At 63.6% G+C, this 771-nt stretch carries 1 protein-coding gene; it reads left to right on the top strand.

All coding sequences use genetic code 11. The features are described 5' to 3' along the window. Nucleotides 1-457 precede the first annotated feature (457 nt). The coding region (locus A5709_RS11990) for an MlaD family protein (RefSeq protein WP_231986962.1) at nucleotides 458-771 on the top strand (314 nt) is incomplete at its 3' end.

Below are 771 nucleotides of genomic sequence, written 5' to 3'. Positions count from 1 at the left end.
TATCGGCTCAGGCGCGGAGCGCTCTGGGGCGATCAGATGCACATACTTCGTGCCTCAACCGTTGTTGAGGCCGCGTCCACACGTGCGCTCGCCGGGATCAGATGCACCGGCCTCTGCTCTAGCCGCTGGCAGTACAGAATGTAGAATGTCTGCAATCTGGCCACAGTGCGGAAGGAACACGGCATGTCGACGGTGCGCAGTGCTCATTGACAGTCACCCCGAGAAGTTGGCGCGCAGGATCGCCGGCGTGTTGACGAACGACGCTCAGTTCGCGGCCGCCTTGCCGCGAGAAGACGTGCGTCGGTATGACGGTCGCCGCCAACGCTGGTCGGACCGAAGAAGATCGGCGGCTTCGTAGAGCGATGTGGCAGGGGGAGCAGCTTTGAGGCAACGCGCCAGGGTGCGCAACTCGCGCCATGCCGCCGGCACAGCGCGTGACGAAGCGGCTACCGTCCACCTGGGTTGGTCTATCCGCCGCGCCTCGCGTCCGCTCGCTGGATTGGCCACGGTCGCGGCGATTGGCTGCACTATTTCCGTTGCGGTTGGCCTGTTTCGTGGAGAATTCACCGATAGCGTTCCGCTGGTGGTGATTTCAGACCGGGCCGGTCTGGTGATGAACCCTGATGCGAAGGTCGAGCTGCACGGCATCCAGGTTGGCAAGGTCGCGTCGATCGAGAGCCGCCCGGATGGCACGGCTGCGATTCATCTCGCGATGGATCCGGCTCAGGTGCACCTCATCCCGGGGAACGTTCGAGTTGACGTAGCCTCAAC

This window comes from Mycobacterium sp. E1386 (assembly GCF_001672745.1).
Taxonomy (GTDB): domain Bacteria; phylum Actinomycetota; class Actinomycetes; order Mycobacteriales; family Mycobacteriaceae; genus Mycobacterium.
The sequence above is the reverse complement of the archived record's forward strand: the minus strand, read 5'-3'. Positions and strand labels throughout refer to the sequence as shown.